Source organism: Rhizobium sp. CG5, assembly GCF_023701945.1.
Taxonomy (GTDB): domain Bacteria; phylum Pseudomonadota; class Alphaproteobacteria; order Rhizobiales; family Rhizobiaceae; genus Allorhizobium.
In genome coordinates this window covers 24060-46275 of record NZ_JABAEF010000016.1, presented here as the reverse complement: position 1 = coordinate 46275, position 22216 = coordinate 24060, and the positions used below count along the sequence as shown (strand labels likewise).

The 22216-nt window shown below is 60.7% G+C and carries 25 protein-coding genes; 9 read left to right on the top strand and 16 right to left on the bottom strand.

Features of this window, described 5'->3' with window-relative positions:
- Position 1: 1 nt before the first annotated feature.
- Both HGO38_RS22850 and sugE read left to right on the top strand, forming a co-directional pair.
- Positions 2–1516 (top strand): aldehyde dehydrogenase family protein, encoded by a 1515-nt coding sequence (locus HGO38_RS22850; RefSeq protein ID WP_250958135.1) that lies wholly within the window; start codon positions 2–4, stop codon positions 1514–1516.
- Positions 1517–1618: 102 nt separating this feature from the next.
- Positions 1619–1939 carry a quaternary ammonium compound efflux SMR transporter SugE gene (sugE, locus tag HGO38_RS22845; protein WP_250958134.1) on the top strand — a complete coding sequence of 107 codons (321 nt, stop codon included), beginning with the start codon at positions 1619–1621 and terminating at the stop codon, positions 1937–1939.
- Positions 1940–2171: 232 nt separating this feature from the next.
- Here the strand turns inward: sugE and HGO38_RS22840 are convergent, their stop codons facing one another.
- Positions 2172–2531 (bottom strand): DUF6984 family protein, encoded by a 360-nt coding sequence (locus tag HGO38_RS22840; protein ID WP_250958133.1) that lies wholly within the window; start codon positions 2529–2531, stop codon positions 2172–2174.
- Between the two features lie 337 nt (positions 2532–2868).
- Here HGO38_RS22840 and HGO38_RS22835 point away from each other — a divergent pair, with 337 nt between their 5' ends.
- Positions 2869–3057 (top strand): hypothetical protein, encoded by a 189-nt coding sequence (locus HGO38_RS22835; protein WP_250958132.1) that lies wholly within the window; start codon positions 2869–2871, stop codon positions 3055–3057.
- Positions 3058–3069: 12 nt separating this feature from the next.
- On the opposite strand, the gene HGO38_RS22830 is transcribed toward HGO38_RS22835, so the two are convergent.
- The 6 genes from HGO38_RS22830 to HGO38_RS22805 form a co-directional block, all read right to left on the bottom strand.
- Complete coding sequence (locus HGO38_RS22830) at positions 3070–4314, bottom strand: M24 family metallopeptidase (protein WP_250958131.1); 1245 nt, start codon at positions 4312–4314, stop codon at positions 3070–3072.
- A 131-nt stretch (positions 4315–4445) separates the two neighbouring features.
- Positions 4446–5162 (bottom strand): ABC transporter ATP-binding protein, encoded by a 717-nt coding sequence (locus tag HGO38_RS22825; RefSeq protein WP_250958130.1) that lies wholly within the window; start codon positions 5160–5162, stop codon positions 4446–4448.
- Positions 5143–5907, bottom strand: a complete 765-nt coding sequence (locus tag HGO38_RS22820; protein ID WP_250958129.1) for an ABC transporter ATP-binding protein — start codon at positions 5905–5907, stop codon at positions 5143–5145. Before HGO38_RS22820 ends, HGO38_RS22825 begins: the two co-directional genes overlap by 20 nt.
- The gene (locus HGO38_RS22815; protein ID WP_502941618.1) at positions 5904–6899 is read right to left on the bottom strand and encodes a branched-chain amino acid ABC transporter permease; all 996 of its coding nucleotides are present in this window, start codon (positions 6897–6899) and stop codon (positions 5904–5906) included. The genes HGO38_RS22820 and HGO38_RS22815 overlap by 4 nt, the downstream gene beginning before the upstream one ends.
- Positions 6900–6913: 14 nt before the next feature.
- Complete coding sequence (locus HGO38_RS22810) at positions 6914–7777, bottom strand: branched-chain amino acid ABC transporter permease (RefSeq protein ID WP_250958127.1); 864 nt, start codon at positions 7775–7777, stop codon at positions 6914–6916.
- A 98-nt stretch (positions 7778–7875) separates the two neighbouring features.
- Positions 7876–9048 (bottom strand): ABC transporter substrate-binding protein, encoded by a 1173-nt coding sequence (locus HGO38_RS22805; protein WP_250958126.1) that lies wholly within the window; start codon positions 9046–9048, stop codon positions 7876–7878.
- A gap of 267 nt (positions 9049–9315) precedes the next feature.
- Between HGO38_RS22805 and HGO38_RS22800 the strand changes: the two genes are divergently transcribed.
- Positions 9316–10227: an agmatinase gene (locus tag HGO38_RS22800; RefSeq protein WP_250958125.1), complete on the top strand. Its 912-nt coding sequence runs from the start codon at positions 9316–9318 to the stop codon at positions 10225–10227.
- 62 nt (positions 10228–10289) lie between these two features.
- On the opposite strand, the gene HGO38_RS22795 is transcribed toward HGO38_RS22800, so the two are convergent.
- From HGO38_RS22795 to HGO38_RS22780, 4 genes are all read right to left on the bottom strand, one after another.
- A complete protein-coding gene (locus tag HGO38_RS22795; protein ID WP_250958124.1) occupies positions 10290–10457 on the bottom strand; it encodes a hypothetical protein in 168 nt (55 codons plus the stop codon).
- Between the two features lie 170 nt (positions 10458–10627).
- Entirely contained in the window at positions 10628–10834 is a 207-nt protein-coding gene (locus HGO38_RS22790; RefSeq protein ID WP_250958123.1) for a hypothetical protein, read from the bottom strand.
- Between the two features lie 50 nt (positions 10835–10884).
- A complete protein-coding gene (gene glgA / locus HGO38_RS22785; RefSeq protein WP_250958211.1) occupies positions 10885–12357 on the bottom strand; it encodes a glycogen synthase GlgA in 1473 nt (490 codons plus the stop codon).
- A 95-nt stretch (positions 12358–12452) separates the two neighbouring features.
- Positions 12453–12719 (bottom strand): DUF2934 domain-containing protein, encoded by a 267-nt coding sequence (locus tag HGO38_RS22780; protein WP_250958122.1) that lies wholly within the window; start codon positions 12717–12719, stop codon positions 12453–12455.
- A gap of 227 nt (positions 12720–12946) precedes the next feature.
- Here HGO38_RS22780 and HGO38_RS22775 point away from each other — a divergent pair, with 227 nt between their 5' ends.
- The 5 genes from HGO38_RS22775 (at position 12947) to HGO38_RS22755 (ending at position 16196) form a co-directional block, all read left to right on the top strand.
- Positions 12947–13303, top strand: a complete 357-nt coding sequence (locus tag HGO38_RS22775) for a hypothetical protein (RefSeq protein WP_250958121.1) — start codon at positions 12947–12949, stop codon at positions 13301–13303.
- Between the two features lie 34 nt (positions 13304–13337).
- A complete protein-coding gene (locus tag HGO38_RS22770) occupies positions 13338–14045 on the top strand; it encodes a phosphoribosyltransferase (RefSeq protein WP_250958120.1) in 708 nt (235 codons plus the stop codon).
- A 432-nt stretch (positions 14046–14477) separates the two neighbouring features.
- On the top strand, positions 14478–14693 hold the full coding sequence (locus HGO38_RS22765) for a KTSC domain-containing protein (protein WP_250958119.1): 216 nt from the start codon (positions 14478–14480) through the stop codon (positions 14691–14693).
- Between the two features lie 538 nt (positions 14694–15231).
- Positions 15232–15696 carry a glycosyltransferase family protein gene (locus HGO38_RS22760; protein ID WP_250958118.1) on the top strand — a complete coding sequence of 155 codons (465 nt, stop codon included), beginning with the start codon at positions 15232–15234 and terminating at the stop codon, positions 15694–15696.
- Positions 15693–16196 carry a glycosyltransferase gene (locus HGO38_RS22755; protein ID WP_250958117.1) on the top strand — a complete coding sequence of 168 codons (504 nt, stop codon included), beginning with the start codon at positions 15693–15695 and terminating at the stop codon, positions 16194–16196. Before HGO38_RS22760 ends, HGO38_RS22755 begins: the two co-directional genes overlap by 4 nt.
- An 87-nt stretch (positions 16197–16283) precedes the next feature.
- Here HGO38_RS22755 and HGO38_RS22750 read toward each other — a convergent pair whose 3' ends face one another.
- The 5 genes from HGO38_RS22750 to HGO38_RS22730 all read right to left on the bottom strand — a co-directional run bounded on the left by HGO38_RS22750 (position 16284) and on the right by HGO38_RS22730 (position 22174).
- Complete coding sequence (locus HGO38_RS22750) at positions 16284–17321, bottom strand: glycosyltransferase family 4 protein (RefSeq protein ID WP_250958210.1); 1038 nt, start codon at positions 17319–17321, stop codon at positions 16284–16286.
- Positions 17322–17374: 53 nt separating this feature from the next.
- Entirely contained in the window at positions 17375–18697 is a 1323-nt protein-coding gene (locus HGO38_RS22745; protein WP_250958116.1) for an O-antigen ligase family protein, read from the bottom strand.
- 68 nt (positions 18698–18765) lie between these two features.
- Positions 18766–19863, bottom strand: coding sequence for an acyltransferase family protein (locus tag HGO38_RS22740; protein ID WP_250958115.1), 1098 nt, complete (start codon positions 19861–19863; stop codon positions 18766–18768).
- The gene (locus HGO38_RS22735; protein WP_250958114.1) at positions 19860–20969 is read right to left on the bottom strand and encodes a glycosyltransferase; all 1110 of its coding nucleotides are present in this window, start codon (positions 20967–20969) and stop codon (positions 19860–19862) included. Before HGO38_RS22735 ends, HGO38_RS22740 begins: the two co-directional genes overlap by 4 nt.
- Before the next feature lie 80 nt (positions 20970–21049).
- Entirely contained in the window at positions 21050–22174 is a 1125-nt protein-coding gene (locus tag HGO38_RS22730; RefSeq protein ID WP_250958113.1) for a glycosyltransferase family 4 protein, read from the bottom strand.
- Positions 22175–22216: the final 42 nt, after the last annotated feature.

The following is a 22216-nucleotide window of genomic DNA, read 5'->3' as shown; positions in this document are numbered from 1 at the left end:
CATGACGCTTGCCATCACCACGCCCACGCCAAAGACCGAAGGCGCCAGGGCCTTCCTCGCCAGCCCCCGCAAGCAGATCCTGATCGACGGGCAATGGCGCGATGCCGGGGCGGGCGGCACGTTCGAGACCCATGATCCGGCCTCCGGCCAGATGCTGGCTCTGCTGGCCGAAGGCACGGCGGACGACGTGGATGCCGCCGTTGCCAGTGCCCGCCAGGCTCTGACCAGCCACGAATGGCGCGGCCTGACGCCATCGGCGCGCGGCAAGCTGCTGGGGAAGATCGCCGACCTGATCGACGCCCATGTCGAGGAACTGGCGGAGCTCGAAACCCTCGACCAGGGCAAGAGCTACAAGACCGGCCGCTTCGGCGAGATCCCGGCCTCGGCCGAGCAGTTCCGCTATTTTGCCGGCTTCTGCACAAAGATCCTCGGCACGACCATCCCGACCTCGATATCTTACCAGCCGGCCGGCAAGCAGATTTTTGCCTATACGACCCGCGAGCCGATCGGCGTCGTGGCGGCGATCACGCCTTGGAATTCGCCCATGCTGATGGCGGCCATGAAGCTCGCCCCGGCCTTGGCCGCCGGCTGCACGGTGGTGTTGAAACCGGCGGAAGAAACCTCCCTGACGGCGCTTCGCCTCGGCGAACTGATGCTGGAGGCCGGCCTGCCAAAAGGCGTGGTCAATATCGTCACCGGTTTCGGCGAGATCGTCGGAACAGCACTGACCGCTCATCCCGATGTCGACAAGGTCGCCTTTACCGGTTCCACCGAGGTCGGCCGAATGATCGTCGGCGCCGCGCAGGGCAATCTGAAGAAGCTGACCTTGGAGCTCGGCGGCAAATCGCCGGCGATCATCCTGGCCGATGCCGACATGGCACTGGCCATTCCCGGCGTGGCGCGCGGCATTTTTTCCAATTCCGGCCAGGTCTGCGTCGCCGGCTCCAGGGTCTATGCCCACCGCTCGGTCTATGACCAGGTGGTGGACGGATTGTCGAAGGCGGCGTCGGCCCTGACCCTCGGCCACGGCCTGGATCCCGCAACCGATCTTGGACCGCTGGTCAACCGCAAGCAGGCCGACCGCGTCGCCGGTTTCATCCGCGACGGACGGGCAGACGGGGCTGAGATTGCCGCCGGCGGCCGCCAGGATGGCGAGTTCGGCACCTTCTTCGAGCCGACCGTCGTCACATCGGTCAGGCCCGACATGCGGCTGATGCGCGAGGAGATTTTTGGGCCCGTGGTGGCCGTCACGCCTTTCGACGATCCCGACGAGGCGATCGTCTATGCCAATGACAGCCCCTACGGCCTTGCCGGCAGCGTCTGGACCCAGGATTTGTCCAGCGCCCATCGGCTGGCCGCCAGTGTCAAGGCCGGCACGATCTGGATCAACTGCCATTCCTATTTCTCGCCGGAGCTTCCCAAGGGCGGTCACCGGCAATCCGGCTGGGGTTACGAGAACGGCGCGCCGGGGCTCGACAATTACCTGGAGACCAAGACGGTCTGCGCGGTGATCTGAGCACCTTGCCAGGCACAACCGCTTCTCTATAATCGGTGTGCGGGGACGACCCCCGCCACTTCTTCATTCATCCGGGACGACCCGATCCTGTCGGAGACCATCATGCCCTGGATTTTTCTCATCGCCGCCGGACTTCTCGAAATCGTCTGGGCCTTTGCGCTCAAGCAGTCGCACGGGTTCACCCGTCTCGTGCCCTCCGCCATCACCGCGGTCGCCATGCTCGGCAGCATTGTCCTGCTGGCGCTGGCCATGCGCTCGCTGCCGCTCGGCACCGCCTATATGATCTGGACCGGCATCGGCGCCGTCGGTGCCTTCGCGGTCGGCATCGTCATGCTCGGCGAACCCCTGACACCCATGCGCCTGACCGCCGCCACCCTGATCGTCGCCGGCCTGGTGATGATGAAGCTGTCGACCACGGCATAATCGGCCGAGCATAGCGCGGCTCAAACCGGCCCGAAATCCGTTATAGATTTTCTGGTTCCATAATATGTATTATGTGACTTGTGTGTAGCGGCAAAGTTGAAGTGTCCTGTTTCTGCAAAGTTGGAATGTCACACTCCCCGCGTCTGAACGGCGTCTGGGAGATTGCAGATGGATATCGGGTTTGTTGAAGGTGGCGGTGGGCACGACTGTTTCCGGCGAAGAGACCATATCGCTAGACGAAATGGAGATCGTCTGGATCCACCCGGCTCAGGCCGGTCGCGATGGAAGAACCATCGTCTTTGTAGACCTCCAATTCGTGAAGCATCCCGTTCACCACATGCAAAAGAAGATTTACTGCCGGGCGATGGTTCATCCCGAGGTCAAAATAATATGCCTCTATGGGAACACGCTGTTCCACAGCGGCCGGTAACCCAGTCACTCTAAATTGCAGGCTACCTTCCGGGTCGATCGTTGAGACTCTGGCCGTCTCCAATTGGATGCGGAGGGCTATGTTTCCAGGGAAATCCTGCGACAGGAGCCTATTAACGATCCGCTTCTCCCTGTCGTTGATGGGACGCCACACTTCGGACATAAGCTCTTCTCCGCGTTCGCTCGCCAGAAAATCATATCATGGCTCAAGAAGCTAAGGTGAGCATGATTGGCTCTGAATTGAAGTGTTGAGCAGTTGAGAAAGCTAAAGCCGAAGCGGAGCGTCATCACCCGCCCCCGCTCCTCCCTTGCAACCCGGACCAGCCGGTCGGATCGGGGTTCAGATGATCCTCCTTGCCGGCGGAACTTTCGATGATGCGGTTCGTTCTCCGTCGCGATGACGATCGATGGGTGATGGCTCAACAGCGCCCTTCGATCGGCACATCGAAAACGAGAATGATTTCTTGTACTTGATATACAATGAAGAGTAGTGGACGTCGATGGAAAAGCAGGTCGTGAAACATGGTGGGATGCCGGTCGGAATTGCGGTTCGTGATGGCAATCACTACCGGTTCATCGCCGTGAAATTTCACGTGATCGGTCTCGACGAGAGCCGCTTTCCCAGTATCCGGCACCTGCAAAACGCCATCCGCGATCATCTGCTGAGTGCCCCACGCGCGGCGGCCTGAAGCGCTTCACGCCTATCGCGCCGCCAGATCGACCAGGCCGCGCTGCAAAATGTTCATCGGTTCGACGCCGGTTGCCGTCACCAGGAACTGGTCCTCGATCATCAAGGCGCCGAGCCCCTGCCCATAGAACGGCGCCTCCAGCGCCACGACCATGTCGGCCTCGATGATTTCGCCATTGCCGGCGGAGAAGAACGGCCATTCCTCGATGCCGACGCCGCCACCGACCGAGTGGCCGAAATGGCCGCGATCATATGCGCCAAAGCCGGCTTTGCGCATCGAGGTCAGCATGGCGGCATGCACGGCACCGAAGCTATTGCCGGGAACGATCTGTTCAAGGCCGGCCGCAAAGGCCTGCTCCAGGGCGCCGAAGATACGGCCTGCCAGCGGCGCCGGCGTGCCGAAGCTGAAGGTGCGGGCGCCGTCGGACGAATAGCCCTCCACCAGCGTGCCGACATCGGCCTTGATCAACGCGCCCTGCGTGACCCTGGCCGCCATGTCGGAAAGATCGGGGCCGACCGAGATGAAATCCCAATGGCCGCTGAGCGAAAATCCGCCGGCCGTGGCGGCATCTGCGGCCCCCGATTTCCAGGCTGCCGACAGGTCACCAAGCGGCACCCCTGGCCGGACGGCCTCAGCCATACGCACAAGTCCCCCTTCGGCAGCCGTCGCGGCACGGCGCAGCAGCCCGATCTCGCGTGACGATTTCACCGCCCGCAGCCGCCGTAAGGTCTCGGACCCGTCGACCCAGCAGACCTCCGGCAAGAGGCGCGTCAGGATGGCAAAATCGGCGGCCGGCATGAATTCGAGATCGACGCCGATACAGGCGCGCTGCAGGTGACGCTCGGACAGCAGATCGCCGAGAAGCGCAAAACACTGCTTCAGATCGAAGGTCTCCGGCCGCGGACCCTGCAGGTGCTGGGCACGATAGGCCTCGTCCACCTCAGCCGGACCAGCCATCTGACCATCAAGAGCATTGAGGTCGACCATGTCGATCCAGATGCGGTGGGTGCGCAGATCGACCGCCGGGACTGCCTTGCGGATCTGGCCTGCCGCATGATCGCTGGCGATTGCTGCCAGGGTCGCGCCCTCGTCGGCCGGGACCAGTGCGATGGCCGACCCTGCCCTGCCCCACATGGTGGCAACGCCGGCCGGCGCGCCGATCGCGTAGCGGAACGCCTCGGGCTGGAACAGCACCAGCGCCTCCAGACCAGCCTCGGCCATCAGGCGGCTGGCGCGGCGGCGATCGATATCGGACATGGCAGACCTCGCATTCGGGACAGCGGCCTCGAATGCCGCCGGATCTCATCCGGACTATCGTTTAATCGTGCAAGGCTGCAAAGGCCAGTCCGCGCAGCAGCGCGGCGACGTTTGGTGGTCAGACCGGATGTCTAATGCAGGCCGCCGACCCCCAAAAGAGCTTCGACGGTCTGCTTGTCGGCCGAAAGCTCGGCCGGCGTACCGTTCCAGGCCACCCGGCCGCGTTCCATGATGATGACGTGGTCGGCGAAATCGAGCGCGCTCTGAATGCGTTGCTCCACCAGCAGGATGGTCATGCCGCCGGTCTGCGCCAGGCGCGAAAAGGCCGCCATCAACTCCTCGCAGATAACCGGCGCCAGGCCTTCGAGCGGCTCGTCGAGCAACAGCACCGTCGGCTGGCCGAGAATGGTGCGCGCGGTCGACAGCATCTGCTGTTCGCCGCCCGACAGCTGCGAGCCGAGATTGCGGCGCCGCTCGGCCAGCCGCGGAAACATCGCGTAGGCCTCGCTGAGCGCCTCCTTCGGCCGGCCCTTCAGCCCGACGAACAGGTTCTCTTCCACCGTCAGGGTCGGAAAGACATCGCGGGTCTGCGGCACATAGCCGAGCCCGGCAATGGCGCGGGCCGCACTTGGCAGGGGGGCAATGTCGCGGTCGCCCAGCCGGATCTCGCCGCCATAGCGCTTGGTCTGGCCGGCCAGCGTCGCCAGCAGACTGGTCTTGCCCATGCCGTTGCGGCCAAGCACCGCCAGTCGCGACCCGGCGGGCGCCAAAAAGGACACGTCCTCGATCACCCGTGTCGGGCCATAGCCGGAGCTTAAGTTGCGGATTTCAAGCGACGCTGCCGGCATTGGCATAGCTCCCCAGATAGGCTTCCCGCACGCGGGCATCCTTGGTGACATCGGACGGCGACCCGTCGAAGATGACGGTGCCGGCGGCCAGCACCACGACGCGTTTGGCGAAGCGGAAGACAAGGTCCATGTCGTGCTCGATCATCAGCACGGCGAGATCGGACGGCAGCTTGGCCAGCGCCTGCTCGATACGGCCGGTGTCGCTCTGCGGCACGCCGGCGGCCGGCTCGTCGAGCAGCAGCACCTTGGGCTTCAGGGCCAGCGCCAGGGCAATTTCCAGCAGCCGCTGCTGGCCATAGGCGATCTCGCTGACCTTGGATTGGGCGAGCGCCGTCAGTCCCAGCGTCTCGAGAATGTCGTTCACCTCGTCCATGACCTCAGGCATGCGGGCATAGCTGCCCAGCATCCGGCCGGATTTGCCCTGCCGCTGCAGGATGGCGAGCGCCACATGCTCTTCCGGCGTCATGTCGTAGAAGAGCCGCGTCACCTGGAAGGAGCGCACCAGACCGCGCCGCACCCGCTGCATGGCATTGAGCGCGGTGACATCCTCACCGGCCAGCCGCACGCTGCCCGAGGACGGCTTCAGGTTTCCGGTCACCAGATTGACGAAGGTCGTCTTGCCGGCGCCGTTCGGGCCGATCAGCGCGATGCGGTCGCCCTTGGCCATGGAGATCGACACGTCGTTGGTCACCACGAGACCGCCGAAATTGCGGCGCAGCTGGTCGACTTCGAAAATCGGGCTCATCCGCGACGCTCCTTCAGGCGGCTTAACAGCAGGGCGGCCGAGCCATAAAGCCCGCGCGGCGCAAACAGCACCACGGCAATCAGCAGCGCGCCGACCATGGTCAGCCAGTGGAACGGATTGGCGGCGGAGACGAGATCCTCGAACCACATGAACGACACCGTGCCGATCAGCGCGCCGAACAGCGAACCCGTGCCGCCGAGCACCAGCATGACCAGCGCTTCGGCCGACAGCGTGAAGCTCAGGCTGTCGAGGCCGACGACCTGGGTCGAGATGGCGTTGAGCGCGCCGCCGACGCCGGCCACCATGCCGGAGATCACATACATTTTCAAAAGGGTGGAGTTCACCGATGCGCCCATGGCGTGCACGCGGATCGGATCTTCCTTGATGCCGCGACAGAGCATGCCGAAAGGCGAGCGCACCAGAAGACGCAGCAGGACAAAGATCACCACCAGCAGCACGACGCCGTAGATATAGGCGGTGCGGCCCCAGAGGTCGAATTCGAACAGACCGAACAGGGCATCGGGCATGATATCGGCCAGACCATCGCTGCCGCCGGTCCAGGCCGATGCCTTGTTGGCCGCTTCGTGGAAGAGATGAATGACGGCGATCGACAGGACGAGCTGCGACAGGCCATGGGCGCGCAGGATGATGGCGCCGGAGATGAGACCGGCCAGCGCGCCGGCCGCAGCCCCGATCAAGGTCATGGTGACCGGCTCGGTAATGCCGAAATGCGCCGCCGCAATGCCGGCGCCGTAGGCGCCTGCTCCGAACAGGGCCGCATGGCCAAGCGTCGCGACGCCGCAATAGCCCGTCACCAGGTCGATCGACAGCACCAGCAGTGCCGTACCGATGATGCGCGTCAGCAGCGCCAGGTTGCTCGGAAACAGGAAGTAGCCGATGATGGCGACCACGATGATCGCCGCCACGCCGGCAAGGCCGTTCCAATACGGGCTCTTGCGGGTTGCGCCACCGGAAGGAGTGCTGTCATTCATGAGAACCGCCATTTTCACTTGAGCCTTCCGGCAAGACCGCGCGGGAACAGGGTGACGATGACGATCACGGCGAGATAGAAGAAGAATTCGCCATATTCCGGCGCGAGATAACGCCCTGTCGTGTCGATGCCGCCGAGCAGCAGGCAGGCGGCGAGCGCGCCAGGAATGGACCCTGCCCCACCGACCGACACCACCACCAGGAAGGTGACCATATAACGCAGCGCATAATAGGGCTCGACCGGCAGAAGCTCGGCGCCGACCACGCCGCCAAAGGCGGCAAGCCCGACGGCCACGGCAAAACTGACGGCATAGACCACTTCCGTGCGCACGCCGAGGGCGGCCGCCATGGCGGCATTGTCGACCGAGGCACGCAGCTTGACGCCAAACGCCGTGCGCTCGATCAGGAACCACAGTCCCCCGGCGACCACGAGGCCGCAGACGATCGCGAAGATGCGGTGGGCGGCGATCGAGCGGAAGCCGAGATCGACCGAGCCGCGCAATTGATCGGGAAGCGGAATGGTCTTCAGCGTCGGCCCGAAGACGAAATTGGCAATGCCGATCACGCAGAAGGTGATGCCGATGGTCATCAGCACCTGCGTCAGCTGCGGCGATCCGTAGATCCGGCGATAGAGAAGACGCTCGATCGGGATGGCGATCAGCACCGTTCCGAAGACCGCGACCAGAACGGCGCCGGCATAGCCGATGCCGAAATTCTGCGCCGCATAGGATGCGAGATAGCCGCCGATCATGGCAAAGGCGCCGTGCGCCAGGTTGACGACGCGCATCAGCCCCATGGTCACCGAAAGGCCGATCGATATGACGAACAGCACCATGCCATAGGCGAGCGCGTCGACGGCAATGCTGAACATGGTCTGCATGTCTATAGGTCCTGTCTTGCAGCGAAGGCCAGCCTTCGTTGAAAACGGTCCGGCGAAGATCGCCCCGCCGGACCGCAGATCTCAAAAGCGAGGCCCGATCACTTTACGGCTGCAAGGCCCGGATCGCCCTGCTTCTCGAAGGTCTGGATTTCCTTGTTGTAGTATTTGCCGTCATCGGTCTTGGCCACTTCACGCAGGTAGATGTTCTGGGTGATGTGACGGCTTTCCGGATCGATGCTGACGGGACCGCGCGGGCTGATCCAGGACAGGCCCTTGACCGCCTCGACCGCCTTTGCCGCATCCTGCTCGCCGCCGGTCGCTTCGATCATCTTGTAGATCACATGCATGCCGTCGAAGGCGCCGACCGAGGGGAAGGACAGTTCGGCCGGGTTGCCGATCGCCTTGCTGGCCGCCTCGACGAACACCTTGTTTTCCGGAGAATCGTGCGAAACGGCATAGTGGAAGGTGGTCTGCATGCCGAGTGCGGTCTCGCCGAGCGCCGGCAGATCGGATTCCTGCGTCAGGTCGCCGGGTGCAAACAGTTCGATGCCGCCGGATTTCAGGTCGTTTTCGCTAAAGGCCTTGACGAAGCCGAGCGTGGTCGGGCCGGACGGCAGGAAGGCGAACACGCCTTGCGCGCCAGAATCCTTGATGCGCTGCATGATCGGGCTGAAATCATTGGTGGCAAGCGGCATGCGGATCGCTTCGACGACCGAGCCGCCGAGCCCTTCGAAGCCGGCCTTGAAGGCATTTTCCGCGTCGACGCCCGGACCGTAGTCGCTGACCACCGAGATCACCTTCTTGATGCCCTTGTCGAACGCCACTTTGGCGATCGGCGTCGAGGTCTGCCAGGTGGTAAACGACGTGCGCACCACCAGCGGGCTCTTGGTGACGATGGCCGAGGTTGCGGCATTCATCACCACCATCGGCACATTCGCCTGCTTCAAAAGCGGCGTGACAGCCATGGCGTCGGGGGTGAAATAGAAGCCGGCGAGATATTGCACGCCCTCCTTGATCACCAGTTCCTGCGCCAGCGCCTTGGATTGCGCGGGATCAGCCTGCGGCACGTCGCGATAGATGATCTCGACCGTGTCATCGCCGACCGTGGCACCGTTCAGCGCCATGTAGGCGTCAATGCCGGCCTTGAAATTCTTACCCTGCAGCGAGAAAGGACCTGAGAATGGACCGACAACCCCGACCTTGATGGTGTCGGCATAGGCTGTGCTGCTGAGTAGCATTGCCGCAATCGCGGCGGTCATAAACCGTCTCATCGAAAACTCCTCCCGTGAACCGGCACCTCGCGTTATGCGTCCTCACGCCGGCAGAAATACCACTCTATTGGATTAGGCACCGGAAGCGATAATGTATAATAAAAAAAGCGTCCTGAATCATATCGAGTTTGTTATGGATGAACGACAATCTCGTCGCTATCATCACGAAGAAATGTAATTCTCTTCCCAGAACAATGCCATGTCGAGAGCCTGTGTTCCCGGCACTTTCATCGCCACACACACCAAACGTTGATCAGGGCAAAACATATGACCATCCTGCCTGGATTCTTGAGCCTTCCCGATCGTCTTGCCGATGGGCGCAAGCCCCGTGCGGTCATCTACGCGGCCGGTCACGGCAGCACCTATCCCGGTCAGGATAGCAGCAGCCACGCCTTGGCCGCTGACGCCATTCGTGCTGCGAGCCAGGAGGATGCGGGGCTTGTCGAGCACTGGGACTTCGATCTCGGCGGCCCGCTGTTCGATGGGCAACCGGTCTCCTGCATCGACGTCGGCGACCTCCCCACGACCCTGCACGACAATGCCGTCAACCGGGCATTGATCGAGGCGAAGACGCGCGCTGTGCTGGCAATGCCGGCCGTACCGATCCTACTTGGCGGCGATTGCTCCGTGACCTTTCCCTTCCTTGCCGGATTTGCCGATCATGGGCCGGTGTGGATCCTGCAGATCGACGCCCATATCGACTGGCGCGACGAGGTGCATGGCGAGCGCTGCGGGTATTCGAGCCCGATGCGCCGGGCGAGCGAGATGCCGCATGTCGCCGGCATGGTGCAGGTCGGGATGCGCAGCGTCGGCAGTGCCGGCTTTGTCGAAATCGAAGCGGCGCGGCACTATGGCAGCCATCTGGTGACCGCCCGCGAGGTCCATGCCCAGGGCGTAGACGCCGCTCTCCGGCATATTCCGCAAGGCGCTCCAGTTGTCGTCACGCTCGACTGTGACGCTCTCGATCCCAGTATCATGCCGGGCGTGGCGGCGCGCACGCCGGGCGGCCTGACCTATACGCAGGTGATCGACCTGATCGCCGGCATCGGCAAACGAGGCCGCATCGCCGGCTTCGATCTGGTGGAACTCTATCCGCACTCGGATATTGACGGCCTGTCGGCGCTGACCGCCTCGCGTGTTCTCGTCAACGTGATCGGCACAATCGTCCGGCAGACGTGAAACCCAGGGACTGGCCGGCGGTCAGCAGGGGCAGTGCGACAGGCCGCCGAAGATCAGGCAAGTCACTCCTCCGTCTTGCGACGATCCAGGGCAGCCTGCAGGTCCTGCGCCAGGTCCAGCAGACGGGGCGGGACAGGCTCCGCTTCAATATCCTTCAGTAATGGATCCAGCTTCGCTCTGATCGCCTTGGTAAGGGTACGATTGCTGCCGCTTTTGGTGTCTTCGCTCATCCTCGACCTTCCGCCTTTCCGCAAGCGGCGCAGTGCGCGCCTTGCGTTGAGGAACTCGGCCCCTTTTAACGGAGACCGTAGGTTTTCAGAAGCACAATACGTTGGATTTGTCCAAACGGATCAAAGAAGAGCGGAAATCTCCGTGCAGGTCCGACATGGGCGCCGCCGCACTAAAGCTTGCCGCGCGACATATCCATGCCGTGGATGGAGGCCGGAATGATCGGACGCTGACCGCCTCGGTCGGCAAGCGGAAGGGCGGGTTCGGCCGGCGGGACGACTTGCTGCACAGGGCTTACCAGCGGCGGCTCATGCCTGTCTGATTTTGCGGGACCAAAAAGTCCCCTCCAGAATTCGACAAACTTGGTCATGGTTTCCATCTCCTCTTTCTTGCGACGTTCGGTGCCATTGGCGGCACGGTCGCCTCAGCTCAGAAGGCCGAGCTGCGCGGCTGTTCGGGCGCATGCGGCGCTTGCTTCAGAAGCGTTTTGTAGATGTCGGCATACTGGGCGGCGCTGCGCTCCCAGGAATAGTCGGCTCGCATGCCCTGCAATTGCAGCCGGCGCCAATCCTTCGGCACACGATAGGCATCGAGTGCCCGGCGAAGCGCATCGCGCAAGGCGGGTGCTGCGACCGGATGAAACTGAAACCCGGTCGCAGCACGCGCCGACATGGCCGCATCATTGGCGTCGATGATGGTCTCCGACAGACCGCCGGTGCGCGACACGATCGGAACGCAGCCGTAGCGTAGCGCGTAAAGCTGGGTCAGGCCACAGGGCTCAAAACGCGACGGCTGGATGATGGCATCCGCGCCACCGTGGATCATATGCGCGGTCTCTTCGTCGTAGCCGATCTCGACGGCCATGCGCCCGGGGAAACGGCCGGCGACATCCAGCAGCGCCTGTTCGATATCGCGATCGCCCTGCCCGAGCACGATCAGCTTGCCGCCGCCCGCCATGATCTCGTCGGCGGTCTCGGCCAGCATGTCCATGCCCTTTTGCCAGGTCAGCCGGCTGATCGCCGAAAACAGCGGCCCCTCGTCCGTGTCCAGGCCAAAACGCTCCAGCAGATGCTGCTTGTTCGGCCCTTTCCATCCCAAGGTCTTCAGATCGAATGGCGCGACCAGATAGGGATCGCTGGCCGGATCCCAGATCTCCTGGTCGATACCATTGACGATGCCGCGCAGCCGATCCATGCGCTCGCTCAGCACGCCCTCCAGACCCATGCCGAAACGGGCGCTCAAGATCTCGCGGGCATAGGTGGGGCTGACGGCCGTGATATAGTCGGCGGTCAGCAGACCGCCCTTCAGGAAGCTGATATCGCCATAATATTCGAGCCCATCCATGGCATAGGCTTGCGGCGGCAGGCCGATTGCCGGCAACAGCGAGGACGAGAACTGGCCCTGAAAGGCCAGATTGTGAATGGTCAGCACAACCGGGGTCGTCGAGCCCATTTCCCGCATGTAGACCGAGGTCAGTGCCGTCTGCCAGTCGTGGGTGTGGACGACGTCAGGCTTCCAGCCCGGCAACGCGCCCTGAGCTATTTCCGCGCCGGCCAGGGACAAGACGGCAAAACGCTTCCAGTTATCGGCATGATCGTGGCCTTGGCCGTCGATATAAGGACCGCCCGGCCGATCGTAGAGTTGCGGGGCGTCCAGCACGAAAAGGTCGAGGCCGTCGATTTCAAGCGCATGCAGGGCCGCAGGCTCTCCCAGCAGGTCATCGAACACGAGAAGCGGCAGCCGGTTTTTCAGAAGCGGACGCAGCCGGCTATAGCCTGGCACAAGCGTACGGATCTTCACGCCATGCCCAAGAAGCGCCTTGGGCAAGGCGCCCGTGACGTCGGCAAGGCCGCCCGTCTTGATCAGCGGATAGATCTCGGATGTGACGGACAGCACGTCGATCGGCGCCTGCCGGTGGCTAGCCCGGACGCTGCGGGTCGACAGAAAAGAAATGCCGAGATTACGGCCTTCAATGCTCGGAGCGCTGTCCATCATGGTCATTCCTTTCCGGTTTGTTTCGACTTCGCAGAAGGCTTCGGCGCGGCTGTAACCGTTGGCTCCGCCGGGTCGGCTGGTTCAGCCAAGGCTGCCGCGGCAACGCGCCGGCGGGTTCCATCCTTGGCCTTGCGGGCACCCTCTGCCATGGCAAGATATTCCTGGTGCGCCGTCTGCCAGTGGGCGGAATCGCGACCATGGGGCCGGCCCTCCTCTTCCCATAAGGCGTAGGCGCGCTTTTCGATCCATTCAGCTTCGGTTTCCGTCATCCGTTCATCCCCAGTTCAGCACACACTCAACGCCGTTTCCGGCAATACGGTTCCAGGCTTCGGGAGCGTTTTTTTTGCAGTGCGGGGAAGGCTTGATGCAGATGGTGTTCCGTCATGGTCAACACGCAGACTGTCACGTGATCTGGATCGTTAGGTGCGGGGGCTGTTAGTGGAACAATATCTCCCGCGGCACGTTCTATTTCTGCAAGTATAACAGGAGCATTGTCATGCAACTTCTCGGGACGCAGGTTCACGCCGAACAGGGCGGCAAACGCGGCTTTACGGTCGAATTCGTCGGCGACGGCGGCGAGGTGATTTCGGTCCAGCTGCGCGCCACTGAAGGCGGCGACCTTAACCGGCAGAACGCCTTGGAAAAGGCCCGTGACCTCATGCGCGAGGTTTGCGATGGCGACATGACCAACGCCGTGGATCTGGAAGCCCATCCGAGCGCCAGGCAATCGCGCGACGAAGAAGAGATGGAAAGCCAGCTGGACGAAGGGTTGCAGGACTCCTTCCCGGCCAGCGATCCGGTATCGGTGACTTCGTCGACCACAGTCGGGGGCTCTGACACAAACAGGCCGTAACCAGCTTTTGCATCTCTTGGAGGAGAAGACGACCATGCAACCAGAGCCTCACGATCCGAACCCGGCCGGCGAAGGACCTTCGGTCGCCAACGTCCTCTTCGCAGACCGGACCGAGGCGGGACGGCAGTTGGCCCTCTTGATGCAGGCGGATGATCTCGACCGGCCCATCGTACTGGGCGTCCCCCGTGGTGGCGTGCCGGTGGCCATCGAAGTGGCCAAACGGCTTGGCGCACCGCTCGATCTGCTGATCGTGCGCCGCATCGCGGCACCCGGCCATCCGGACATGGGCATCGGCGCGGTGGTCTATGGTCCAGAACCACACACCGTGCTGGATGATGATCGCGTTGGGCAGTTCACGATCCCGCCCGGATATCTGGAGGACGAGCGCCAGCACCAACTGGTAGAGGCCGAGCGGCGCTGGCGGATGTACCGGGGCACGGCGCCCGCCATCGACCTCAAGGGTCGCGACGTGGTCCTGGTCGATGATGGCGTGACGACCGGCATCACGCTTCGTGCCGCCATCGTCGCCATCCGCAAGGCCAATCCGAAATCGATCCACCTTGCCGTGCCGGTGGCCTCGGACAAGGCGATGGCGCTTCTGCGACCGAAAGTCGACGGACTGACAGCCATCCACGTTCTGGACACGGCATCGAAGGTCGGAGAGTTTTATGGCAGTGCCGAGGCTCCGGACGACGATGTGGTCAACCAGATGCTGAGCCGGGCGGCCGTGCTGCTCAACTGAGGCTACGGGTCTTGGCCAATGGTCGACACCCGCACACAAGGTCATAAATCCCGTCTCCCTCTGGAACAAAATCGAGACTGGCAGGTTTGATGCGTCTGAGACGCCCTGCATGACCGATTATCGGTGTTCGCCCCGGCGAAGGATTGAATCGGAGTGATCCGGTCGACGGTATGCGCGCGTCCTTCACGCTGCGAAGCGAGGTCGGAGCTTGAGAAGGACCGCGCCATGGGAGGGCGAGCCGACATGTCGGCTCGCCCTTTTCCTTATAAGCCACGTCGGAGCCGCACCCGCAACTCTCTGGTTTTACTGCTCTTATTGCGCACCATCGCCGTCAGCGAACGGCGTTGTGGTTAAATTTATGTTAAGATGACCCTTGACCATTCGGGTGAATGTCTGGCTTAATACTGTTGGGAGAAGTTTAAGGGTCACTTGATGGTCAAAGTTGAACTTCAGTCTTCCGTTGTCGGCGCCGCTCAATATGAAGCAGCGAGCAAGACACTTCACGTATATTTCAAAGACGGGCGCAAGAAGATCTTTCGCGAGGTTCCAGCGACGACCTATGAGGTGCTGATCGCCTCGCCGTCGCCGGGAAATTTCTATCAGCATCACATTCGCGGGTGTTATCAGACCCACGGCACGTCCCGTTGAACCCCTGGGGTCGCGACGGACGTCGATGATTGCATGACTTGACATTCATCGCTCAAAAATTGCGAGCGAGCAGATTTACGCTTCCGAAGATCATTTGATCCTATGTTTACGCGCCAGGGGCTTTCTTTTTGAGAGAAGCCACACCTATTTCGTGTCCATCAGCCCCTGTACCAATCCAACGGTAGAATAATTATTTCAGTTACTACTGAAATATATTCGGCCATGTTTTCGTTATGTCTGCAACATTCCGAAAATAATCGCGATTCCTAGCGGATCTGGCTATTTCCTGACTTGCCTGCCAAAACTAATCATATTAATAGTCTTTCGCAGTTGCGAAATATAAGTCTTGAGAATTTTGCACGCACTATGTTTTCTGGGAGAGCTTGGGAGGGCGAGTGAGCATTGCGGGATGGTGAATGGTGTCTTCGCTATAACCTCTGCGCAGTGCGGCAATGTCGCTGAGTGGAAAAGTATTCTGCTCGTGTCGTAATCTTGGTGCCTATTCGGGTCATCAGATGGGTAACGAAGGAAGATCCCTTTGACAGATAAAGATCCGATATTGCGGGTTCTCGCCGTCTCCTCTGGCGGCGGCCATTGGGAACAGCTGATGCTTGTTGTGGCGAGCTTCGAGGGCGCCCATGTTGCCTTTGCCAACACGATCGATGGACTGGCGGAAAAGTCCGGCGTTTCTCCAGCCTATCTCGTCGCCGACTGCAATCGCGACAAGATCTTTGCGACGGTGCAATGCGCGCTGGGTATATTCCGCATCATCCACCAAGAAAAACCCGATGTGATCATTTCGACCGGCGCCGCGCCTGGAATTCTGGCGCTGGCCATCGGCAAAGTATTCGGGGCCAGGACGATCTGGCTCGATAGCGTCGCGAATTCCGAGAGACTATCCCTTAGCGGCAAATTTGCCGGCAAGATCGCCGATCTGTGGCTGACGCAATGGCGGCATCTGGCCACGGATAACGGGCCAAAATACTACGGAAGCGTTCTATGATCCTGCTGACCATTGGAACACAGCTGCCCTTCGATCGCCTTGTGCGAGAGATGGACGCCTATGCTGCGTCTTCCGACGAGGACATATTCGGGCAGATCGGCAAGGCTGCCGGCTATATTCCCCAGAATTTTGCCCATTGCTTGACCATGAATCCCAAGGAGTTCGAGCAGAAGTTTGCCTCCGCAAGGGTCATCGTATCGCATGCTGGGATCGGGACGATCCTGACGGCGCGCAAACATGGCAAGCCGATTATCGTCTTCCCCCGCCAGGCAAAATTCGGCGAACACCGCAATGATCACCAGCTGGCAACCTGCCAGCAGCTGGGTGGCAAGGCTGGAATATATCCGGTCGAGAATGCCGATATGCTACGGGACGTCTTGTCCTTGCCGAACCTCGAAGCGCCCGCGCCGATCGATGAATCGCCGGACCGTGCCGGTTTGCTCAACGGCATCCGGCATTTCACCAGCGGTCTGCAAAGGCCCAGAGCCTCCATTTCCTGACGAGAGCCGCGCGGCACGGACTTAGACCCAAGTCTCGATGAGAGGACCTATAGGGCCCCCATCATCGAGACTGGGTGTCGTGCCAAGTTACGACGACTTCACGTGTTCATAGATGGCATGCAGCCGCGGCAGAATGATCTGGTCGCTATAGGCATCGGCAATGCGCTTCTGTCCGGCGTCGCCGAGTTCCTTGCGGCGATGCGGATCGGCAATCAGCGACGAGATGCGCTCTGCAAGACCATCGATATCGCCGGGATCGATCAGCAATCCGTCGACACCGTCCGTGATCAGTTCCGGAATGCCGCCAACCCTTGTGGTGATCGTTGCCAGCCCGGCGGCCATGGCCTCCAGCACGCTGACCGGCAGTCCCTCATTGTAGGAGGGCAGGACATAGATCGAGCTGCTGGCCAGCAAGACTTTTTTGCCCTGTTCATCGACCCAGCCGGCCAGTGTCACCACGTCGCGCAGCTTGAGACCGTCGATCGCCTGCTGGGCGCGCTCCGTCTCGCCGTTTCCGCCGATGATCAGTTTGGCGTCGGGATGGCGGGCGTGAACCTTGGCGAAGGCCTCGATCAGGTCATAGGTTCCCTTGCGCGTCCCGACCAGCCCCAGGAAGAGCACGTTGACCACCGGCTTTTCATCGCCGGTTGCAACAGTCGGAACCCTGACATAATTGGGCAGCACGTCGATTTTTGCGGCCGGCGCAATGCCACCGACGAAATCGGCCCAGCTCTGCGAAAGAACGATGACGGAATTGGCTTTTTCCAGCTGGTGCCGGATCAGCCGCTGCGCAAAGGGCTTCTGCGACGCGTAAAAGGGCTTCATTTCAGAGCCGTGCAGATGCAGCACGACGGGGCGCCCAAACAGGCGGCCAATGGTCGAGAAGATGGCCTTGCGCCAGAAGCTGCCGCGCATGGCGGCGTGGATATGGACCAGTTCGACCTTTTGCGTCGCCAGCAAACGGATGTAGCTCGACAAGGCTTTCAGGAAGATGATCTGCCGCTTGGAAAAACTCCCTTCATCATAGGAGTGGATGACCCGCATGTCCTCCTGCTGCAGGAAACCATCGCGTTCATAGGCTTCCACGACACTGCGCATTCCGCCTCGAGCATTCGGGGCCACCATGATCTTCACGTTATTTCCTTTCCCGCCAATCCTGTTCTTTCACAAAGCAAAGCTCACGCCAGTGAAGGCATTCTCATATTCCGATGACGAGGATGAGGAAGCGCTCCACGCCCGGCCACGCGGGGTTTGGTAACCTTCAACCTGGTCAGGCTCCACGTAAGCCAGAAAATTCCCGCCATCCAAGGGTCTGTAAACTGGATCTCGAAAAAGGATCTGATCCAGATGTAGACAGCTAGCGCGATGTATATGACCGCCTCGTTGTCGCCGCACCACAGCAGTCGATAGACCGATGCGAACAACATGTAGACACAGCAATAGACAATGATCCCGAGGGGCACGATGCCGAGCTGGAGCCATACATCCAGCCAGGTATTGTGGGAATGTGCGGTCCCCATGTCTCCGGACATCATCTTGATCCAGAGATTCGCATTGTTATTGGGGCTGGACCACATTCCGTAACCTTCGCCGATGATCGGATGCTCCCATATTTTTTCCCAGACTGCCGTCCAGATATAAGTCCGACCTGTGAAGGTCATATCGCGTCCGGCATTTTCGAAAAACAACTCGATATTCATGTACAGTGCGAGGAACGTCCCCACAGTAAAGCATAACAGGGCGACCAGGAGCATCGGGCGAAGCTTTTTCGGCATTGGTCTTATGGCGATAATCGACAAGGATACTGCGATTGCTGCCACCGCTGCCATCAGCGCCGTTCCCGAACTCGACATGATCAGCATCAGGGCCATCGGCAGCCCGGCGCCGGCCGCGAGCAAAGACGATAGGTTTTTCGTCATCCAAGCACCGAACAATATCAGGATCCCGGTCGCCATGATGTCTCCGGTGAAATTCTTATGCACCTGGACGCCACGCCATGCGCCCTCATAGGCTCCGCCGATCCTGCTTATTCCCAGGGTGGGAACTGCGACCGAGAGCAAGATGCCCACACAGGCGGAAATGAAGAAGGCCAGAACCATCAAGCGCAAGATCTTGCGCAATGGATAGTACTGCGCGAAGACGATTCCCAACGTCATTGTCGGCAAGTACCGCAGAGCGCGCTTTATCGTCATAGCGGCATCAGTCGACCACACAAAAGAAAAGAAAGCAAAAAATACAAAGATATAAATCAGAGAAACGCCGCCAAGAAATTTTACTCGGCCGTTCGATTTTGCAACATAAATAAATATAAGCAACGATACCAATACAAGCGATAATGTCGTAACAGGCACCGGCAGCGCAACTTCTGATTCTCCCCCCGAGAGATAACTTTCAAGAGGATAAAAGCTGAAGTCTATATAATAAAAAAGCAAAAATACTGTAACGAAGTCAATGACGTTCATCGATGTTTTTTTTGGCACTCTTCCCGCTGGCAAATTCATGTCTTTTCCATCCCGATTCAAGCTTGTGCTGTAGCTTGTATTTCCCCGTCAGCCTACACCGGGTTTCTCTAGTTTGATTGCCAACTATATCTGAGGGTTTTTCGGAAGAAGGATATTGCCGGGGTCTCCACCACGATGTGGTAAACAACCCCCGTCACCGTTGCCAGCAGAGCCAGCACCAGCGAGATGATCTCGAGACTGTTGTCTGTTCCCAGGAGACGCGAAAAGCCCTGCAGGAAAAACGACAGCGCCACGGGATGTACGAGGTAGATGGCGTAGGATGCCGCACCGAGCAGCGCCAGGAGCCTGGGGATCGGCAGGCTTTTTTGGCGCTCCATTTCCACGGCCCCCAGGACGAACAGCACCGAGGGGATGGCAAAAGCCATCCGTCCGAAAAGTGCATGGTGCTGGATTTCGGTGGCAAACAACATCAGCCCGAGGAAGCTGACTACCCCGGTGAGCACGAACAGAAGCGGATACGGAATGCGCTTGAGCCGCAGGATTTCGGCGGCGGCAACCCCCATCAGGAATTCCAGATTGAAGGCGCTCAGCATGAAGGACAGCGGAAAATGATCCCGCGCATACTGGCCCGTCGGATCGACCCCGGCCGGGCCGAGGTTCCAGGCGATGATCGCCAGGGCCCAGGCCGGAAACAGCCATAACAAACGCTGGCCGCCGGCAATGACCAGAGCGAACAGCCCATAGAAGAAAATCTCATGCGTCAGCGTCCAGGCGACGCCCAGCACCGGCTGAGCCGTATAGGGAAGGAGAAACACCGACAGCAGGATATTGACGGGATCGCGCTGGCTCGCGACACCGGCATTCGGAACGACCTGATAGAGCACTACCAGAAAGATCAGGATGATCCAATAAGGCGGGAAAATTCTCAAGAATCGCTTGCGGGCAAAATTGCCGACACGGCCGGCCTGGCCGATATCGCCGCGGTGGATCCAGGTGATGATGAAGCCGCTGAGCACGAAGAAGAAATCGACGCCGACGTTGAAATTCTCGAAATGGCCCCGGAAGGGTTCGGCGCCGTAGAACCGCGGCTGGCTCATCAGGCTGCCGGTATGGTGAAACACCACCAGGATGGCGGCCACCGCCCGCCCGATTTCGATGAGATTGAATTTGCCGTTGCTGGCCGGTGCGATGATGGCCTGTGTCATGCGACAAGCTCCAGATAGGCCGCGGCACAATTCTCAGTGCCGAACACCCTGCCCCGCTGCTCAAGCGCCTGACGATCCGGCGTGGTCTTTAGCGCTGCCAGCATGGCCTTCGCAAGCGCCGGCGCATCGCCGACCGGAACCAGCGTGCCAAAACGGCCATTTTCAAGGATTTCGGCCGGCCCATGCGGGCAATCGGTGCTGACCACGGGCGTGCCGCAGGCCAGAGCCTCGGCAATGACATTGCCAAAACCTTCAAAGCGCGAGGAGAGCACGAACAGGGCCGCACTTTTGATATCAGGCAGAGGATTGTCGACGAAGCCCGGCATGGAGATCCTGTCAGCAATGCCGAGGGTTGACGCCAGTTGCTCAAGCTCGGCCCGCATCGGCCCGTCTCCAAGCAATAGCAGGCGCGCCTCCGTCTGGCCCGCCACGATGGCAAAGGCCTGCAGCAGCGTGGAAAAATCCTTTTGCGGAACGAAACGGCCCATTCCGGCGATCACCGGCAGACCGGTCTTCTGCCAGGGATGCGTTGGAGCGCCCGCTGCCGTCCGCGCGTCGAAATCCTCCGTCACGACGCCATTATAGATGACCGTCATGCGGTCCCTGCTGAGCCCGGAATGCCGTGCCAGGTCATCGGCCACTCCGGCAGACACGGTGACGATCTCGTCGGCAAAGGGAAGAATTGTCCGGTAGAGAAAGGGCAAGACGCGGTGCTTCAACGACGGGCGCTTGACCTGCTCGGAAAAGGCATTGTGCTGGGTGACGATGATGCGGGTGCGTGCGCGTGTGGCGAGGCGGGCCAGAACCGCCATGACGTTCATATGCTCCATATTGGCAATCAGCACGTCCGGTTTCGCCTGCCGCAGATAGCCGGCCAGCTTGAACACCGCCTTGACCTGCCGGTCAGCATTGAGTTCGACGACCTTGATGCCGTCTGGCACCTGATCGGCCAATGCGCCTTGGCGGCGATCCAGCAGCAGAGTAACGTCAAGACCGTGGGCACGGAACAGCGGTGCGAGCCGCAAATGCAGTCTTTCTGCTCCACCACCACTGAGATCGGGCAAATAGATAGCAAGCGACCGCACCTCAGACTTGCTCAAATTCACAACCGGTCTCCGGAATTGTTGCACCGCAACAGAGTATAAAGGGAAAACAAAAGGATATCGAGTACAAACGGCAGCCTATTTCAGCATGATGTGCTGGGACGAGCGGATCCGGCGAGCACCCGATCATAGAAATCATCGAGACGTTCACAAATAGAGGGTATGCGCTCCGCTTCATCCGAACCCGCGCTCGACGAGGACAGAGGAAACAGTCGCCTCACCCGCGCTGCGCCGCGCTCGGCCATGGCAGCCCGGGACGCGGGATCTCTTTCCAGAAGACGCAGGCTTTCGGCAATGGCAGTGCCGGAAATCTCCGGCAGGAAGACAGCGCCATCGCCGCTGATTTCGCGGAGGCCACCTGTGCCGGACGAAATGAGCGCAATGCCCGCGGCATGGGCCTCAAGGGCTGTTCGCCCGAAAGGTTCGATCCATTTGGAGGCAACGACGGCAATGGCAGAGGTTTCGGTAATGTCCTTGACCGTCGCAAAGGGTATGCCTGTCAGGATCTCCGCCTGCCCGGTCACAGGCTGAAGTGCTGACTGGATTTGCTCGAAATAGGGTTTGTTCGATTGCGGCTCGGACAGGATGAAGGTTGCCGTCCAGTCGCGCGCATCCGCCAGGAACTGCGCCACGCCTTGCGCGACTTCCAGAATGCCCTTGGCCTCCTGCACACGCCCCACAACAATGATTCGGTTTTCCTTCGGGCGGCCGGTGTTCCAGGTGGAAAAGTCGAAGCCATTCGACAGGACAGTGCGCGGTATCCGGACATCAGGCCAATCGCGCTCGAATTGCGCCAGCGTCGCATCGCTGACCAGCGTAATTCCGCCAAGGCTCTGCAACTCCTTCAGCCGCAACCAGTTGCGAAGCGCCGCTCCCTTGCCCTTAACAGGAGGGTCGATGAAGTTATGGGTGTGCAGGACCACAGGAATTCCATGGTTGAACAGCGCAATACGCGCCGCCGTCGGAATATGCTGCTGGGTGGCGATCAGCTTGCTGCCTTTTTTTGCGGCAAAGGCGCGGATTGATCGCGCGAGATGCCAGCTTGCCAGGCGCGGAGCAGGCTCCAGCCGATGAATGGCCACATCGAGAAGAGGTCTTTCGCTGCTCTGTTCGGCGAAAATGGTGGTCTGGTCGCGGAAACGGCTGCCAGACACCCATTCCGCAACGCACAATTCCACGGAGGAGGATTTGCGTGCCTCAAAAGCCATGCGACGGGGAAGTGCCTGTATGATCATCATCAACTCTGTCGG